Source organism: Roseovarius halotolerans, assembly GCF_900172255.1.
GTDB classification, from domain to species: Bacteria; Pseudomonadota; Alphaproteobacteria; order Rhodobacterales; family Rhodobacteraceae; genus Roseovarius; species Roseovarius halotolerans.
In genome coordinates, this window is sequence record NZ_FWFU01000004.1 from 298491 (window position 1) to 312533 (window position 14043).

General features: G+C 63.8%; 12 protein-coding genes. 5 read left to right on the forward strand and 7 right to left on the reverse strand.

Annotated features, from left to right (window positions below):
* Entirely contained in the window at positions 1-468 is a 468-nt protein-coding gene (locus ROH8110_RS16215) for an ATP-binding protein (protein WP_085818794.1), read from the forward strand.
* A gap of 238 nt (positions 469-706) precedes the next feature.
* The gene (locus tag ROH8110_RS16220) at positions 707-2284 is read left to right on the forward strand and encodes a gamma-glutamyltransferase family protein (RefSeq protein ID WP_085818795.1); all 1578 of its coding nucleotides are present in this window, start codon (positions 707-709) and stop codon (positions 2282-2284) included.
* A 46-nt stretch (positions 2285-2330) separates the two neighbouring features.
* Here the strand turns inward: ROH8110_RS16220 and hspQ are convergent, their stop codons facing one another.
* Positions 2331-2657, reverse strand: coding sequence for a heat shock protein HspQ (gene hspQ, locus ROH8110_RS16225; RefSeq protein ID WP_085818796.1), 327 nt, complete (start codon positions 2655-2657; stop codon positions 2331-2333).
* 85 nt (positions 2658-2742) lie between these two features.
* Between hspQ and ROH8110_RS16230 the strand changes: the two genes are divergently transcribed.
* Positions 2743-3624 (forward strand): AEC family transporter, encoded by an 882-nt coding sequence (locus tag ROH8110_RS16230; RefSeq protein ID WP_085818797.1) that lies wholly within the window; start codon positions 2743-2745, stop codon positions 3622-3624.
* 76 nt (positions 3625-3700) lie between these two features.
* Positions 3701-4303, forward strand: a complete 603-nt coding sequence (locus tag ROH8110_RS16235) for a transglycosylase SLT domain-containing protein (protein WP_085819058.1) — start codon at positions 3701-3703, stop codon at positions 4301-4303.
* Positions 4304-4362: 59 nt separating this feature from the next.
* Here ROH8110_RS16235 and ROH8110_RS16240 read toward each other — a convergent pair whose 3' ends face one another.
* The 4 genes from ROH8110_RS16240 to ROH8110_RS16255 all read right to left on the reverse strand — a co-directional run bounded on the left by ROH8110_RS16240 (position 4363) and on the right by ROH8110_RS16255 (position 10804).
* The gene (locus ROH8110_RS16240) at positions 4363-4971 is read right to left on the reverse strand and encodes a LolA family protein (protein ID WP_085818798.1); all 609 of its coding nucleotides are present in this window, start codon (positions 4969-4971) and stop codon (positions 4363-4365) included.
* A gap of 181 nt (positions 4972-5152) precedes the next feature.
* Complete coding sequence (locus ROH8110_RS16245) at positions 5153-8062, reverse strand: DNA translocase FtsK (RefSeq protein ID WP_085818799.1); 2910 nt, start codon at positions 8060-8062, stop codon at positions 5153-5155.
* A gap of 19 nt (positions 8063-8081) precedes the next feature.
* Positions 8082-9260, reverse strand: a complete 1179-nt coding sequence (locus tag ROH8110_RS16250) for an aminotransferase class I/II-fold pyridoxal phosphate-dependent enzyme (protein ID WP_085818800.1) — start codon at positions 9258-9260, stop codon at positions 8082-8084.
* 209 nt (positions 9261-9469) lie between these two features.
* Positions 9470-10804, reverse strand: a complete 1335-nt coding sequence (locus tag ROH8110_RS16255; protein WP_085818801.1) for an amidase — start codon at positions 10802-10804, stop codon at positions 9470-9472.
* Between the two features lie 57 nt (positions 10805-10861).
* Between ROH8110_RS16255 and ROH8110_RS16260 the strand changes: the two genes are divergently transcribed.
* Positions 10862-12115 carry a UbiH/UbiF/VisC/COQ6 family ubiquinone biosynthesis hydroxylase gene (locus ROH8110_RS16260; protein WP_085818802.1) on the forward strand — a complete coding sequence of 418 codons (1254 nt, stop codon included), beginning with the start codon at positions 10862-10864 and terminating at the stop codon, positions 12113-12115.
* 140 nt (positions 12116-12255) lie between these two features.
* Here ROH8110_RS16260 and rsmD read toward each other — a convergent pair whose 3' ends face one another.
* Both rsmD and ROH8110_RS16270 read right to left on the reverse strand, forming a co-directional pair.
* Positions 12256-12816 carry a 16S rRNA (guanine(966)-N(2))-methyltransferase RsmD gene (gene rsmD, locus ROH8110_RS16265; protein ID WP_085818803.1) on the reverse strand — a complete coding sequence of 187 codons (561 nt, stop codon included), beginning with the start codon at positions 12814-12816 and terminating at the stop codon, positions 12256-12258.
* Positions 12813-14024 (reverse strand): NAD(P)/FAD-dependent oxidoreductase, encoded by a 1212-nt coding sequence (locus ROH8110_RS16270; RefSeq protein ID WP_085818804.1) that lies wholly within the window; start codon positions 14022-14024, stop codon positions 12813-12815. Before ROH8110_RS16270 ends, rsmD begins: the two co-directional genes overlap by 4 nt.
* Positions 14025-14043: the final 19 nt, after the last annotated feature.

The following is a 14043-nucleotide window of genomic DNA, read 5'->3' on the forward strand; positions in this document are numbered from 1 at the left end:
ATGGTCCGCTCGCGCCCACCCACTGTCGTCTCCCCGGTTTCGCCCCCTGGCTCCCTGTCGCTGCAATTCGACGGCTGCGTGGCCGATATCCGGGGGGCACTGGACTCCGTTCGCAGCCATCTGGCCGCTCTCGGACTGGGCGACGAACGGTGTGGCGCTGTGGAAATCGCTTTGGCCGAGGCGCTCAACAACATCGCCGAACATGCCTTTGCCAGGCGCCCCCCCGGCCCGGTTTACCTCGACGCAGAGGTCGAAGGCACGTGTTTGAGAATCAACCTTGTTGATCTGGGATGCCCGCTGCCGGGCCAAACCCTCCCGACGGGACTGCATCACGATCTCGACGTGGCACCAGACGCGCTGCCCGAAGGGGGCTTTGGCTGGCTTCTGATTCGTGAACTGACAGAGGAAGTATCTTACATCCGTTCCGGAGCCGAAAACCGGCTGACTCTTGTTTTCAGCCTCGAATAATCCCTCGGCAGGGGCCGCGCGGGCGACGAGGACACTGTATTGCCGCATTCAATGCTAAAAAGCGCCTGAAACGGTCCGTATCTAAGAATTGTAGCTGCATATAGCTTCCCTCGGCGCCGCGTTAAACAGCCCCCACCCAGTGCGCGGCGTCGAGGTTTTCCTTCTCCTTCATCGCATTGGCATTCAGTCGGCTAGCGCCTAGTGTGTCGGGCGCGTGACAGATGAAGGATACCCCCCCATGCGCGATTTCCACCTGCCCGGCCGTTCAGCCACCTTTGCCAGCAACGGCATGTGCGCGACATCCCATCCTTTGGCCGCGAAAACGGCAGTGGATATCCTGGAGCGTGGCGGCAACGCTATGGATGCGGCTATCGCGGGTGCCATCCTTCTGGGTATCTGCGAGCCGCAGATGACCGGAATCGGCGGTGATTGCTTTGCGCTTTTCACCAAGCCCGGCAGCGACGAGATTCATGCGCTCAACGGCTCGGGGCGCGCCCCGGCCGGTGCTGATTCCGCAGCGCTGCGCGCGCGCGGGCATGACACTGTGCCACTCAACAGCCCCGACGCGGTGACTGTTCCCGGCGCGATCGACGCCTTTTGCCGCCTCTCTGCAGATCACGGCAAGCTGGGCCTTGATACGCTGCTTGCACCGGCAATCCATTATGCCGAAGCAGGGGTACCCGTCGCGCCGCGGGTAGCATTCGATTGGCCCGTCGCCGCGAAGGCGCTTCAGGGTCACGCCATCGGCTACTTCACCAAGGACGGTGCCGCCTTGAAGACCGGCGATCTTTTCCGCGCGCCGGGTCAGGCCGAGGTGCTGCGCCGCATCGCCGCCAAGGGGCGCGACGGGTTCTACACCGGCGAGGTGGCCGAGGACATGATCGCCGCGCTCAACGCGCAAGGCGGGGGGCATACGGCAGATGATTTCGCTGCCACCGAATGCGACTACACGACGCCCGTCGCCGGTGATTACAAGGGCGTCGATCTGGTCGAGCACCCGCCCAACGGCCACGGCGCCACGGCGATCCTGATGCTCAATATACTCAAGCATTTCGACATTTCCCTGATGGACCCGGCGGGCAGCCAGCGCGCCCATATCGAGGCAGAAGCCGCCAAGCTGGCCTATGACGCGCGCAATCGCATCATCGCCGACCCCGATCACACAACGCGCCTCGAGCACATGCTCGCACCCGAAACCGCGGCGAAACTGGCCGCGCTGATCGACCCGCAAAACGCCATGCCCGCCGCCGCACCGCTGGCCGATGCGGTGCATCGGGAAACCGTCTATATCACCGTTGTCGACCGTGACCGCATGGCGGTGTCGCTGATCTATTCGATCTTTCATGGCTTCGGGTCGGGGATCGCGTCGGAAAAGTTCGGCGTGCTGTTTCAGAATCGCGGCGCGGGCTTCTGCCTGACACCGGGGCACCCCAATGAAATGGCCGGCGGCAAGCGACCGATGCATACGATCATTCCCGGTATGCTGTGCGAAAATGGTCGCGCCACCATGCCATTCGGGGTGATGGGCGGCGCCTATCAACCCAATGGCCATGCCCGGCTGGTATCGAATCTGCGCGATTTCGGGATGGATGCGCAAACTGCGCTCGACGCCCCGCGCAGCTATGCCGAGGCCGGAAAGTTGAAAGTCGAGCGCGGCTATAGCGAGGCGGTGCGCGCCGAACTGGCCGGAATGGGCCATGACGTGATCGTGCCCGAGGGTCCGATTGGCGGCGGCCAGGCCATCGTGATCCGGCCCGACGGTGTGTTGGAAGGCGCCAGCGACCCCCGCAAGGACGGTTGCGCACTTGGCTATTGAGGGCGAATGCCGCGCCTTGCGGGGCAGGCGCTCGTTCGCACGCGCCCTAGTTCAGCTGGAAATGGAGCGGATAATGGCCGTCCTCGAACGGACCGAACAGATCCGGGATATCGGGGTGATCCACCGGTTCTCCCGAATAGTCCGCGATCAGGTTCTGCTCGGAGACATAAGCCACGTAATAGCTTTGGTCGTTCTCGGCCAGAAGATGATAGAACGGTTGTTCCTTGGAGGGGCGGCTATCCTCGGGGATCGAGTGATACCATTCCTCGCTGTTGGAAAATTCCGGATCGACATCGAAAACAACCCCGCGAAACGGGTGTTTCTTGTGCCGGACGACTTGGCCCAACGAATATTTCGCTCTTGTTTTCAACATCACATTGCAGCCCCTAGCCCTCAAGACTAATGGTTTCAAGGGTCGTTTGTCCAACCCCAGAGCATAAAAACACGGGAAACAGTCTGTGAACCTTGCCTTGACAGTGCTCGAGATCGTCGCGCCGGTTTTTCTGCTGGCGGCTGTCGGATTTGCCTGGGTGAAAATGGGATTCGAATACCGGGTTCAGTTCGTCACGCAGATGGCGATGACCCTATCGGTGCCCTGCCTGATCTTCGTGTCGTTGATGCAGACCGAGATCGATCCGGGCGCGTTGACGGCGCTTTCAGCGGCGGCGATCGTCGGCTATGGCGCGCTGACAGTTGTGATGTGGCTGATTACCCGCACCTCCGGGCTGGAAACGCGGACCTATACCGCGCCGCTGATTTTCGGCAATACCGGCAACCTTGGCCTGCCGCTTGCGCTCTTCGCCTTCGGCGAGACTGGTCTGGGCTATGCCGTCGTGGTGTTCGCGATCATGGCGATCTGGTCCTTCACCTACGGAATCTGGCTGGTTTCGGGCGGCGGATCCCTGCTCAAGGTTCTCAAGGAGCCGCTTGTCGCCGCCACGCTTCTGGGCGGGCTGTTTTTGTGGCAGGGATGGGAAACGCCAACCTTCCTGACCAATACGCTGAAACTGACCGGCCAGATGGCCATCCCGCTCATGCTGATTACGCTTGGGGTCGCGGTGGCGCGGCTGACCCCGGGGCGTGTCGGGCAGGCGGCGATACTGTCCTTCGTCAAGGTGTGCATTTGTGCCGGGATCGGCTGGGCCGTCGGTGCCTGGTTCGGCCTCGACAGGACCGCCTTTGCCGTGCTGGTGCTGCAACTTGCGACCCCCGTGGCGGTCACATCTTACCTGCTGGCCGAGAAATACGGCGCCGATTCCGATGCGGTGGCCGGGCTGGTTGTCGCCTCGACGCTGATGTCGGTCGTGGCTCTGCCGGTGCTTCTTGCCGTTCTGCTGTGAGTCACTGCGATTTCTTGATTCCCCCGCGCGCCTGTTTCCGCTAAAGTTGCAGAAAACAAACGAAAGCGAGAGGCAGATGAGCAGAACTCTTCGCGCATTCCTGATCGTCCTTCTGGCGGCGTCCTGCGGCGGCGGGCCAAGCGGCCCACCCCCGAGCAATCTGGACAATGCCTGTTCGATCCTGGACCAGCGCCCGCAATACAAGCGCGCCTTCAACGCGGCCGAGCGCCGCTGGGGCGTCCCCGTGCATGTGCAGATGGCCACGATCCATCAGGAAAGCAGCTTTGACGGCAATGCCCGCACCCCGTTCCGCTGGACACTCGGCATCATCCCGATGGGGAGGCAAAGCTCGGCCTATGGCTACAGCCAGGCACTTGATGGCACATGGGACGAATACAAGCGTGAAACCCGTCGCTTCGGAGCACGGCGCAACGACATCTCGGACGCCACCGATTTCATGGGCTGGTACATGGCGAAATCCAGCCAGAGCCTCGGCATTTCGCTCAGCGATACACGCAACCAGTATCTGGCCTATCACGAAGGGCGCACCGGATTTTCGCGGCGCAGCTACAACAGCAAGCCTTGGCTCTTGCGCGTCGCCGACAAGGTCGAGTCGCGCTCGCGGATGTATGAGGCGCAGCTGCGCACCTGTAACGGTCGGGGTTTCGGCCTGTTCTGAGGTGCCTGTCCCGGCCGTGTCGCAAAGAAAGAAGGCGCCGCGCTGACGCGGCGCCGCTCTTACTTGTCGCGGCGCTCTATCGGGCCAACGCCGGGAATCACGAAACGGTCATCCGCCAGCTGCATCCCCGTGCGCAGATCGCCTAGGACCACCGTCGTGCGTGCGCCCGCGCTGTCATTGATGACCCACTGGCGCAGCTCAACCGGGTCGGCAGTGAAGACCAGTTCGATATTGCCGTATTCGGGATTTTCGGGATCCTGCGCCTGAATGGTGGTGGTCTTGCCGTCGCTGGCATGGCCGGTCACCATCCGCTCACGGGTGAGGTCGACATTGCGCGCCAGCACGATCTTCAAGGGGGTGCGGTGCAGCGGATAGGCCTCGGGGCCCGTGTTCGACTTGGGATCGACAACGCCAACCCGGTCGCCATCGGCCACAACCAGCGTGCGTTCAGGCGGATCGTATTCGAAGCGCACCCGCCCCGGCCGCTTGATATAGATGCGCCCGGTGCTGATCGTGCCGTCATCGTTGATCTGGGTGAATTCACCCTCAGCGGTCTTCAATCCATTGAGATAGCCCGAGATCGCGCCGAGCGACAATTTCTCCGCCGCTGCCGGCATTGCCAAAGCGGCACTCAGCACGGCGGCCGACAGAATCGAAAGAGGTTTCATGGCGCGGGCTCCTTCATCAGTTAAACGCAGGGTTGCTTTACCCTGAAGGCGTCCTGATATGCGATAACGGTCATCTAACACCTGATATCAGCAGGCACGGGCCGGTTATCAAGCCCGACCTCGCGCAGAGAGACCCTGCTCACATCAAAACCCCGTCATCAGCGACGATTGTGTGTCGACCCTACTGCTCCGGCACCAGAATATCGCGCTTACCGACGTGGTTGGCGGGGCTGACGATGCCCTGCTCCTCCATCTGCTCCACCAGACGCGCGGCCTTGTTGTAGCCGATCGCCAGCTTGCGCTGGATGTAGGATGTGCTGCATTTGCGATCCTTGATCACAATTGCCACCGCCTGATCATAGAGCGCATCCTCGCCGTCGGTATTGCCACCCGTCGACAGCCCCAGCACCGCATCAATGCTGTCGGCCTTCTCGTCGTCCGGGCCATCCTGCACGCCATTCACATAGGTCGGCGGGCCATAGGCCTTGAGGTGGTTCACAACCTCCTCGACCTCTTCGTCGCTGACGAAGGGGCCGTGGCAACGGGTGATCTTGCCGCCGCCAGCCATGTAAAGCATGTCGCCCATGCCCAGAAGCTGCTCTGCGCCCATCTCGCCCAGGATGGTGCGGCTGTCGATCTTGCTGGTCACCTGGAAACTGATCCGGGTGGGGAAGTTCGCCTTGATGGTACCGGTGATCACATCGACCGAGGGGCGCTGCGTGGCCATGATCAGGTGAATCCCCGATGCCCGCGCCATCTGTGCAAGGCGCTGGATGCAGGCCTCGATCTCCTTGCCCGCGACCATCATCAGGTCGGCCATCTCGTCTACGATCACGACGATGTAAGGCATCTTCTCGGGCGCGAACTCCTCGGTCTCAAACACCGGTTCGCCGGTTTCGTCGTCAAAGCCCGTCTGCACAGTGCGCGAGAACATCTCGCCCTTGCGCTGCGCATCCGCGACACGGCCATTATAGCCGTCGATGTTGCGCACGCCCATCTTGGACATCTTGCGATAGCGCTCTTCCATCTCGGCCACGACCCATTTGAGGGCCACGACCGCCTTCTTGGGGTCGGTAACCACCGGGCTCAGAAGATGCGGAATGCCATCATAAACCGAAAGTTCCAGCATCTTGGGGTCGATCATGATCAGGCGGCACTCGTCCGGCGTCAGCTTGTAAAGCAGGCTCAGGATCATGGTGTTGATCGCCACCGACTTGCCCGACCCAGTCGTGCCCGCGATCAGCAAGTGAGGCATCTTCGCCAGGTTCTGGACCACCGGATCGCCGCCGATATCCTTACCAAGCGCCAACGGCAGCTTCTGGTTGCCGTCGCCATAGTCGCGGCTCGAAAGGATTTCGCGGAAGCTGACCATTTCACGGTTGTCATTGGGCAGTTCGATACCGATCACGCTGCGCCCCGGCACCGTGCTGACGCGCGCCGACAGCGCAGACATCGAGCGCGCAATATCATCCGCCAGCCCGATAACCCGGCTTGCCTTGAGGCCCGGCGCGGGCTCCAGTTCATACATGGTGACGACCGGCCCGGGACGGACACTCACGATCTCGCCCTTCACGCCGTAATCATCCAGCACGTTCTCCAGCATCCGCGCATTTTCCTCAAGCGCGTCATCGCTCAGGTGATGCCGGGTGATATTGGCGGGATTGTTCAGCAGGCTGAGCGGCGGCAAATCGTATTCCACCTGTGCGCTTTCCTCGAATTGCAGCGCAGGCTGTGCCTCGGCGATGGCCCGGCTCGACGGTTGCGGCGCACGGCGCTGCGTGTGCTGCACCACCTTCTTGGGCTCGGCCACCGGAATCCGCGGCTGTATCGCCTGAGGCTGCGGTTCGGGCTGCGGCAGATCTGGCTGCTCGAAGCTGTCGTACCGCGCCTCTGGCTCGACCAGCGGCGGCTCCTCGGACCACTCCTGCCGCTTCGCTGCGGTCAGGGGCGGCTCGGGAGGCAATGTTCCACGCATGCCGGAATTCAGGATCAACGGATCGGGGCCACGCCCCCGCCCACGAGTCAGCGGCGCAACGCTTTCGACTTGAATCGCGGGGCTCTGGCGCACGCGGGTCTTGATCACATCGGCGATCTTGGCGCGAATGCGGTCATCGCCAGGGGCCTGCACATCGCCCTCGGGACCGGTTGACTCGATCAGCTCCGGCTCGGGGTCGGGTTCGGGTTCGGGGCGACGCATGAGCGACGGCATCCGCGACAGCAGACCGTCGGCGCGTTCATCAGGGCCGGGGGCCTGCGCTGCGGCAGAAGGCTGGGACGCGCTGATCGGCGGCACCTGCGCGCGGCGCACCACCGGCTGCGCCGGAACGCTGGCCTCGGCACGGGCATATTCCTCGGCTTCAGCGCGATCGGCCAAGCGCCGCGCGCGCGCTTCTCCGGCCTTCGTCTGGACCCGCTGCGCGGCGTTCAGCGCACCCGATGCACCCCGCCCCGCCAGCGCCATGACCCAGGCATAGGTCAGGATGACGCCGACCAGCAGGAATCGCCCGAGGCGCATCAGTTCGGGCCAGGTCGAACCCAGCACGAAGGCACCAAACCCGAGCACGCCGATCCCCAGAGCCAGCGACAGAACCTTGAGCCCAAGGCTCGCACCCAGTGGCAGGATACCCAGAACAGTACCCAGGACGGCGTCGCCGAACATGCCGCCAAGACCGAAACTATGCGTCGCCGACCACACCGCGCCCGGCGTCAAGGATGCAGCATAAAGCGCCAGCAGCGCGATCCAGATGGGCGCGAAGATCAGACGGCTTACCGCGCGCTCAGCCCCGCGATGCAGAGCGAAACGCGTGCCCCAGACACCCAGCACGATGGCCAGACCCCAGGCACCCCAGCCCACGATCATGAACAGCGGCGCGGCAATCGAGGCCCCAAACCGTCCCATCCAGTTCTGGACCGGTGCGTCGGTAGCAGACATCCAGCTTGGATCATCAGGATGATAGGAAACGATCATCGCAGCGGCCATCGCCCCCATAATCAGCAGGACCAGCCCCATCAACTCCTTGCCGCGCTTCTCGATCGCCTCGGCCATGGTGCTGTCAAGCAGCGGTTCGCGCCCGCGTGTCTGGTATGCCATCTTATCCCTCGTCCTCAAATCATGCGTAAAGACAGTCGCGCAGCCGCGTCAGCCCGCGCACCATCTCGTCTTTCGGGGCCACCATGGCGACCCGTATATACCCCGCGCCCGGGTTCGCACCCGCAACCTCGCGGCTCAGATAGGCGCCGGGCAGAACCCGCACCCCGGTCTGCGTCCAGAGCTTCAGCGCCGCCGCCTCGCCATCGTCGACAGGTAGCCACAAGAAGAACCCGGCCTGCGGGCTTTCATAGCCCGCCACACCCGCCATGATCTCGTCGGCCAGCGCGTATTTTTCGGCATAAAGTCGGCGGTTTTCGTCGACATGCACCTCGTCGTCCCAGGCCCTTTCGGCCACGTGCTGCAATGGCAACGGCAGGGGTGCGCCCGCATAGTTACGCAACTGCTTGAGACGCAGCAAAGTCTCGGGTCCGCCAGCCACGAAACCGCTGCGCAGCCCCGGCAGGTTCGACCGCTTCGAGAGCGAATGGAAGGCGACAACACGCTCAGCACTCGCCCCCATCTCTTGCGCCACATCCAGCGCACCCACGGGTGCCGTGCCGCGATAGATTTCGCTATAACATTCATCGGCGAATATCTGAAAATCGAACCGCTCGCCCAGTGCGATCAACTCGCGCCAATAAGACCGACTCGCAACCGCGCCCTGCGGGTTGCTCGGTGAGCAGAGGTAAACCGCCGCCGTGCGTTCCAGAACGCCTTGCGGCACCGCGCCGAAATCAGGCAGATGGCCTGTGTCTCGTGTCGCTGGCAACAGGACAGGTTCGGCGCCAACGCTCAGTGCCGCCACCATGTAGACCTGATAGAATGGGTTGGGCAGCAACACCACCGGCGTCTTGCCCGCCTTGGTCTCGGGGCAAAGCGCCATCATCGCGTTGTAAAGCCCTTCGCGCGTTCCGTTCAGCGCCATCACCTGCCGCTCCGGGTCCATCTGGACGCCATACCGCCGCTTGATCCAACCACAGACCGACCGGCGCAATCCGATCGCGCCCTCATTCGCCGGGTATTGTCCGAACCCCGCCGCATGTTCGGCCACGACATCCGCAACCCATGCCGGGAACGGATGCTTGGGTTCGCCGATGGTCATATGCAAGACCTCGCCACCGGGCGCATGGGCGTCCAGAAGGCTCCGCAGGCGCGGAAACGCATAGGCCGGTAGGTTCGAAAACCGCTCGGGAAACATCAATACTGCCTCAAGGTTCGGGATCGTTGCGTCCCGTTTTGCCTGAATCTACCCAAGCCCCCGGCCTGCGTCCAGCAAAAGCAAAGGCTTGACAGACGGATTGTGACATTTTGGCAGAAGGGACACAGGCCCCCTGCCCTTCTTCTGTTCCGAAATATCCCGGGGGAGTCGCGCTTTGAGCGACGGGGGCAGCGCCCCCGCAGCCAGTTTTACCGCCCCAACGCCTCTTCCGCAGCCGTGCTCAGACGCAAAAGCCGCTCGTCCTGCATCGGCTTGCCACAGAGCATGATACCGCAGCTTGGCACACCGGTCGGCAGCGTCACGGCGGGCAGGCCCATCAAGTTACCCACGCGCGTATTGCGCAGCGTCAGCAGGTTCTCGGTGACATAATAGGCATCGTCGCACATCAGCTTCGCGGCATCCGGCGGCATGTTGGGTGCGCTCGGCATGATGACCGCGTCATATCCTGCCACCCGCGCATGCCAGGCACGTCGCATCTCCTCCAACCGCCGCCAGGCAGTCACGTAATCGGCCGCACTCACATCGCGCCCGCCGCGGAACCGCTCAAGAATGGCCGGGAACATCTTTTCGGGCGCGGCCTCGATCGCATCTCGCCAGATGCCATAGGCCTCGCCGGTATAAAGCGTGCCCGACATCGCCATCGCATCGGACAGTTCCGGCCAGTCCAGCGGCTCGACATGCGCCCCCGCCGCGCAGAGCCGCTCCACAGCGCTCTCATAAGCCTTGAGCGGCTGCTCGCGGATGTCATCGAGCACGACGCTGCGCAACGCCGCAAGCCGCACCCCGCTCAACGAGGCCCCGCGCAGATCGGCACCGCCCGAATGCCCCTCCAGCACCGACAGCACCAGAGCGGCATCCTCGACATTGCGCGTGAGCGGGCCGACCGTATCGAACCGCGCCGCCAGCGGCACGACACCATCCAGTGACAGGCGTCCGGCGGTGGTCTTGAGCCCCACCAGATCGTTCCACGCTGCCGGAATGCGCACCGACCCGCCCGTGTCGCTGCCGATCCCGCAGGCGGCCAGGCCGAAAGCCACCGAGGCCGCCGCGCCAGAACTCGACCCGCCCGGCACAGCCTGCGGATCGTTGACACAGGGCGGCGTCGCCGTCATCGGGTTCAGCCCCAACCCCGAAAACGCCAGTTCGCTCATATGCGTCTTACCAAGGCAAACCGTGCCCATCATCGTCGCGCTGCGCAAAACGCGCGCGTCCCGCTGCGGCACCCTGCCTTTCAACAGCTTCGTTCCCGCCTCGGTGGCGATGCCACTGCTGTCAAAGAGGTCCTTCCAGCTCATCGGCACCCCGTCCAGCGGACTCAGCCTTTGTCCGGCCCGCGCTCGCATGGCGGCGGCACGGGCCTCGGCACGGGCGCGCTCGGGGGTCACCCTGGAATAGATGCGCGCGTGGTCGGGATGCGCGGCGATCGCATCGAGAAACGATTCCGTCAGTTCGACCGGGTCGATCCTGCCCGCCCCGATCCCGCGCCCCAGATTCGCCGCGCTCATGTTCAGCCAGTCGTTCATCTCACCCCGCCTTCCCGCTTGGTCCCTGCGCCCGCGACGGTAGCGGCAGCGCGGCGCATGGACAATCCCGTGCAAACCGCCATATTGCCGGGCATGACACATGATACCGATATCGCGATTGTCGGCGGCGGCCTGAACGGCCCTGCCCTTGCGCTGGCGCTGGCGCAGGCCGGCTTCTCTGTCACGGTGATCGACCCGCTGACACAGGCCGCGCGCAAAAATGCCGCGTTTGACGGGCGCGCCTATGCTCTTTCACTTTCATCCATGCGGCTGCTGCGCGCCATCGGTATCTGGACCCGTGTCGAAAGCAACACCCAGCCGATGCTGGAAATCAAGGTCAGCGACGGGCGCGCTGGTCAGGGGCCGCTGTCACCCTTCTTCCTGCATTTCGACCATGCCGAGATCGAGGAAGGTCCGATGGGCCACATGCTCGAGGACCGCTACCTGCGCCGCGCCTTTCTCGATGCCATGAAGGAAGACCCGCACATCACCCAGCTCCGCGACAGCGTGATCGGGCAGAAACCTGATACCGGCGGCATGATGCTGAAACTCGAATCGGGCCGCTCGCTTTCGGCGCGCCTCCTCGTGGGCAGCGACGGGCGCGCCTCGGGGACGGCGGCGCGCGCCGGTATCCGGCGCACCGGCTGGGGGTACGGACAGACCGCACTCGTTGCAGCCATCGAACACGAGCTGCCCCATCATGGCATCGCGCATCAGTTCTTCATGCCCCCCGGCCCGCTGGCGATCCTGCCGCTGCCGGGTAATGTCAGTTCGATTGTCTGGAGCGAGACCGATGACACCGCGCGGCGCTTCGCTGCCCTGTCTGATGCGGACTTCATGAATGTCCTGCGCCCCCGCTTCGGCGACTTCCTCGGCGCGATCAAGCTCAAGGGGAAGCGTTTCACCTACCCGCTGAACCTGACCCTCGCCAACAGCTTCATCGCCGAGCGGCTCGCGCTGATCGGCGACGCAGCCCATGGGATGCACCCGATCGCGGGCCAGGGCCTCAATGCGGGGCTGCGCGACGTGGCCGCGCTGGCACAGGTGCTGGACGAGGCGCAACGCCGCGGCGAGGACATAGCATCGAGCGACGTGCTGGCGCGCTTCCAGCAATGGCGCCGCTTCGACACCGCCACGCTCGCACTGGTAACCGACGCGACCAACCGGCTGTTCTCGAACGACAACCCTCTGCTGCGGCTGGGGCGTGACCTTGGTATGGGCGCGATCAACGCGATGCCGCGTCTCAGACGCGGCTTCATCCGCGAGGCTGCGGGCCTGACAGGCGAACTGCCCGACCTGATGAAAGGTTAGAAAGGGGGCGCTGCCCCCGCCGCAGCAAAGCTGCGACTCCCCCGGGATATTTCAGAACAGAAGAAGGCACGGATCCGGGCTTCATCTTGCCCGAAATACGCCCGCCTGAGGCACAAGTCCCGTGCCCAGCGGCTGGCCGGTCAGTCCGAGCGTTCCAGCATATGGACCACGGTATCGCCATAACGCCGCGCATCAAGCAGGCGAAGCCCCTCTGGCGGCGCGATCGCGGCGCTTTCTTCCCAGACGATCAGCGCCCCTGGAGCGATCCAGCCACCCGCCAGAAGCCCGTTGAGCGCCGCCTCCCCCATGCGCTTGCCATAGGGCGGGTCGAGAAAGACCAGTGTTGCGGGATCGCCCGCAGGTATCCCAAGCTTGCGCGCATCGCGCTGGATCACGCGGGCGCGGTCCTCTGCGCGACAGATATCGATATTCCTGTTGAGCAGGCGCAACGCCGTGCGGCCGTTCTCGACGAAGACCGCCTTGGCCGCACCGCGTGAGAGTGCCTCGAGACCGAGCGCGCCGGTACCGGCGAAAACATCCAGCACGATGGCGCCCTTGCAGGGATCTCCGAAGCCCCCTGCGAGCCGGTTGAACAGGCTCTCGCGCACCCGGTCGGCCGTCGGGCGCAGATGCGCGCCCGCATCGCCCTTGCCGACATTCGCGAGCCTGCGGCCCCGGAAATCTCCGCCGATGATCCTCACGCCTTCAAAAGCGCCTTGAGGTCGCTTTCGGGGTCACCCACCACTGCAGGATCGGCGGTCTTGCCGGCATCAATCAGGCGTTTGCCGACCATATAGGCGCGTGGCTCGTTCATCGCGTCCACCGCCAACAGGGTCTCGCCCTTGTAATACCAGAACGAGACATGGCCGTCGCTGTCGCCGGGGCGGGTCACGATCCGGTCATAGCCGCTGTTCAGCCCGGCGATCTGGAGTTTCACGTCGTATTGATCCGACCAGAACCACGGCTGGGGCACATAGGCCTTGTTCGCGCCCATGATATTCTCGGCCACGCATTCGGCCATGTCGATGGCATTGGGCACGCTTTCCAGCCTGAGGCGCTGCCCGCGCCAGGGGAAGGATGCGCAATCGCCCGCAGCCCAGATATGGGGATCGCTGGTACGGCCCGTCTCGTCAGTGCTGATACCGTTGTCGATGGTCAGTCCCGCGGCTTCGGCGAGATCAGTGTCAGGCGTGATCCCGACTCCTGCAATCACGAAATCAACGGCGATCTCGTTGCCGTCGCTCAGCCGGGCGCCATTCACACGAGTCTCGCCGGTCAATCGCTCGAGTCCCACGCCCTCGCGGATATCGACCCCGTGGCGGGCATGCAGCGCGCGAAAATAATCAGAGGTCTCCTTCGCCGCGACCCGTTGCAGGATTCGGTCTGCCATTTCCACCAGGGTCACCTTGAGACCCCGGTGCGCGGCCACCGCCGCCGCCTCGAGCCCGATATAGCCACCGCCGATCACCAGGAGCTGACGTCCGGCCTGAAACTCGGGGGCCATCGCGTCGACATCGCGCAGATCGCGCACCACATGAACGCCCTGCAGATCGCCGCCGATCTGGGCGGGCAAGCGGCGCGGCACCGACCCCGTGGTCAGCACCAGTTCATCATAGCGCAACGGCGCGCTCCCGACGGTCACCTGACGTGCACCGGGCTCTATCGCGGTAACCTCCTGGTTCAAGCGCAGGTCTATTCCTTGTTCGCCGTAATAACTTTCGGGGCGCAGGAACAGGCGCTCAAGCTCCATTTCCCCCAAGAGGTATTTCTTGGACAGGGGCGGGCGCTGATAGGGTGGCACCGGTTCCGACCCGATAAGCGTAATTCTGCCCTCAAAGCCAAGGCTGCGCAGCTTGGCCACACAGGACGATCCCGCCTGCCCGGCCCCGACGACGACAATACCGCTCATCTCAATGCTCCTGATTTTT

Excerpts from the sequence above, each read along its gene's own strand:
- ROH8110_RS16215 (WP_085818794.1), top strand. The coding sequence starts at position 1 with ATGGTCCGCTCGCGCCCACCCACTGTCGTCTCCCCGGTTTCGCCCCCT.
- ROH8110_RS16220 (WP_085818795.1), top strand. The coding sequence starts at position 707 with ATGCGCGATTTCCACCTGCCCGGCCGTTCAGCCACCTTTGCCAGCAAC.
- hspQ (WP_085818796.1), bottom strand. The coding sequence starts at position 2,657 with ATGTTGAAAACAAGAGCGAAATATTCGTTGGGCCAAGTCGTCCGGCAC.
- ROH8110_RS16235 (WP_085819058.1), top strand. The coding sequence starts at position 3,701 with ATGAGCAGAACTCTTCGCGCATTCCTGATCGTCCTTCTGGCGGCGTCC.
- ROH8110_RS16240 (WP_085818798.1), bottom strand. The coding sequence starts at position 4,971 with ATGAAACCTCTTTCGATTCTGTCGGCCGCCGTGCTGAGTGCCGCTTTG.
- ROH8110_RS16245 (WP_085818799.1), bottom strand. The coding sequence starts at position 8,062 with ATGGCATACCAGACACGCGGGCGCGAACCGCTGCTTGACAGCACCATG.
- ROH8110_RS16250 (WP_085818800.1), bottom strand. The coding sequence starts at position 9,260 with ATGTTTCCCGAGCGGTTTTCGAACCTACCGGCCTATGCGTTTCCGCGC.
- ROH8110_RS16255 (WP_085818801.1), bottom strand. The coding sequence starts at position 10,804 with ATGAACGACTGGCTGAACATGAGCGCGGCGAATCTGGGGCGCGGGATC.
- ROH8110_RS16260 (WP_085818802.1), top strand. The coding sequence starts at position 10,862 with ATGGACAATCCCGTGCAAACCGCCATATTGCCGGGCATGACACATGAT.
- ROH8110_RS16270 (WP_085818804.1), bottom strand. The coding sequence starts at position 14,024 with ATGAGCGGTATTGTCGTCGTCGGGGCCGGGCAGGCGGGATCGTCCTGT.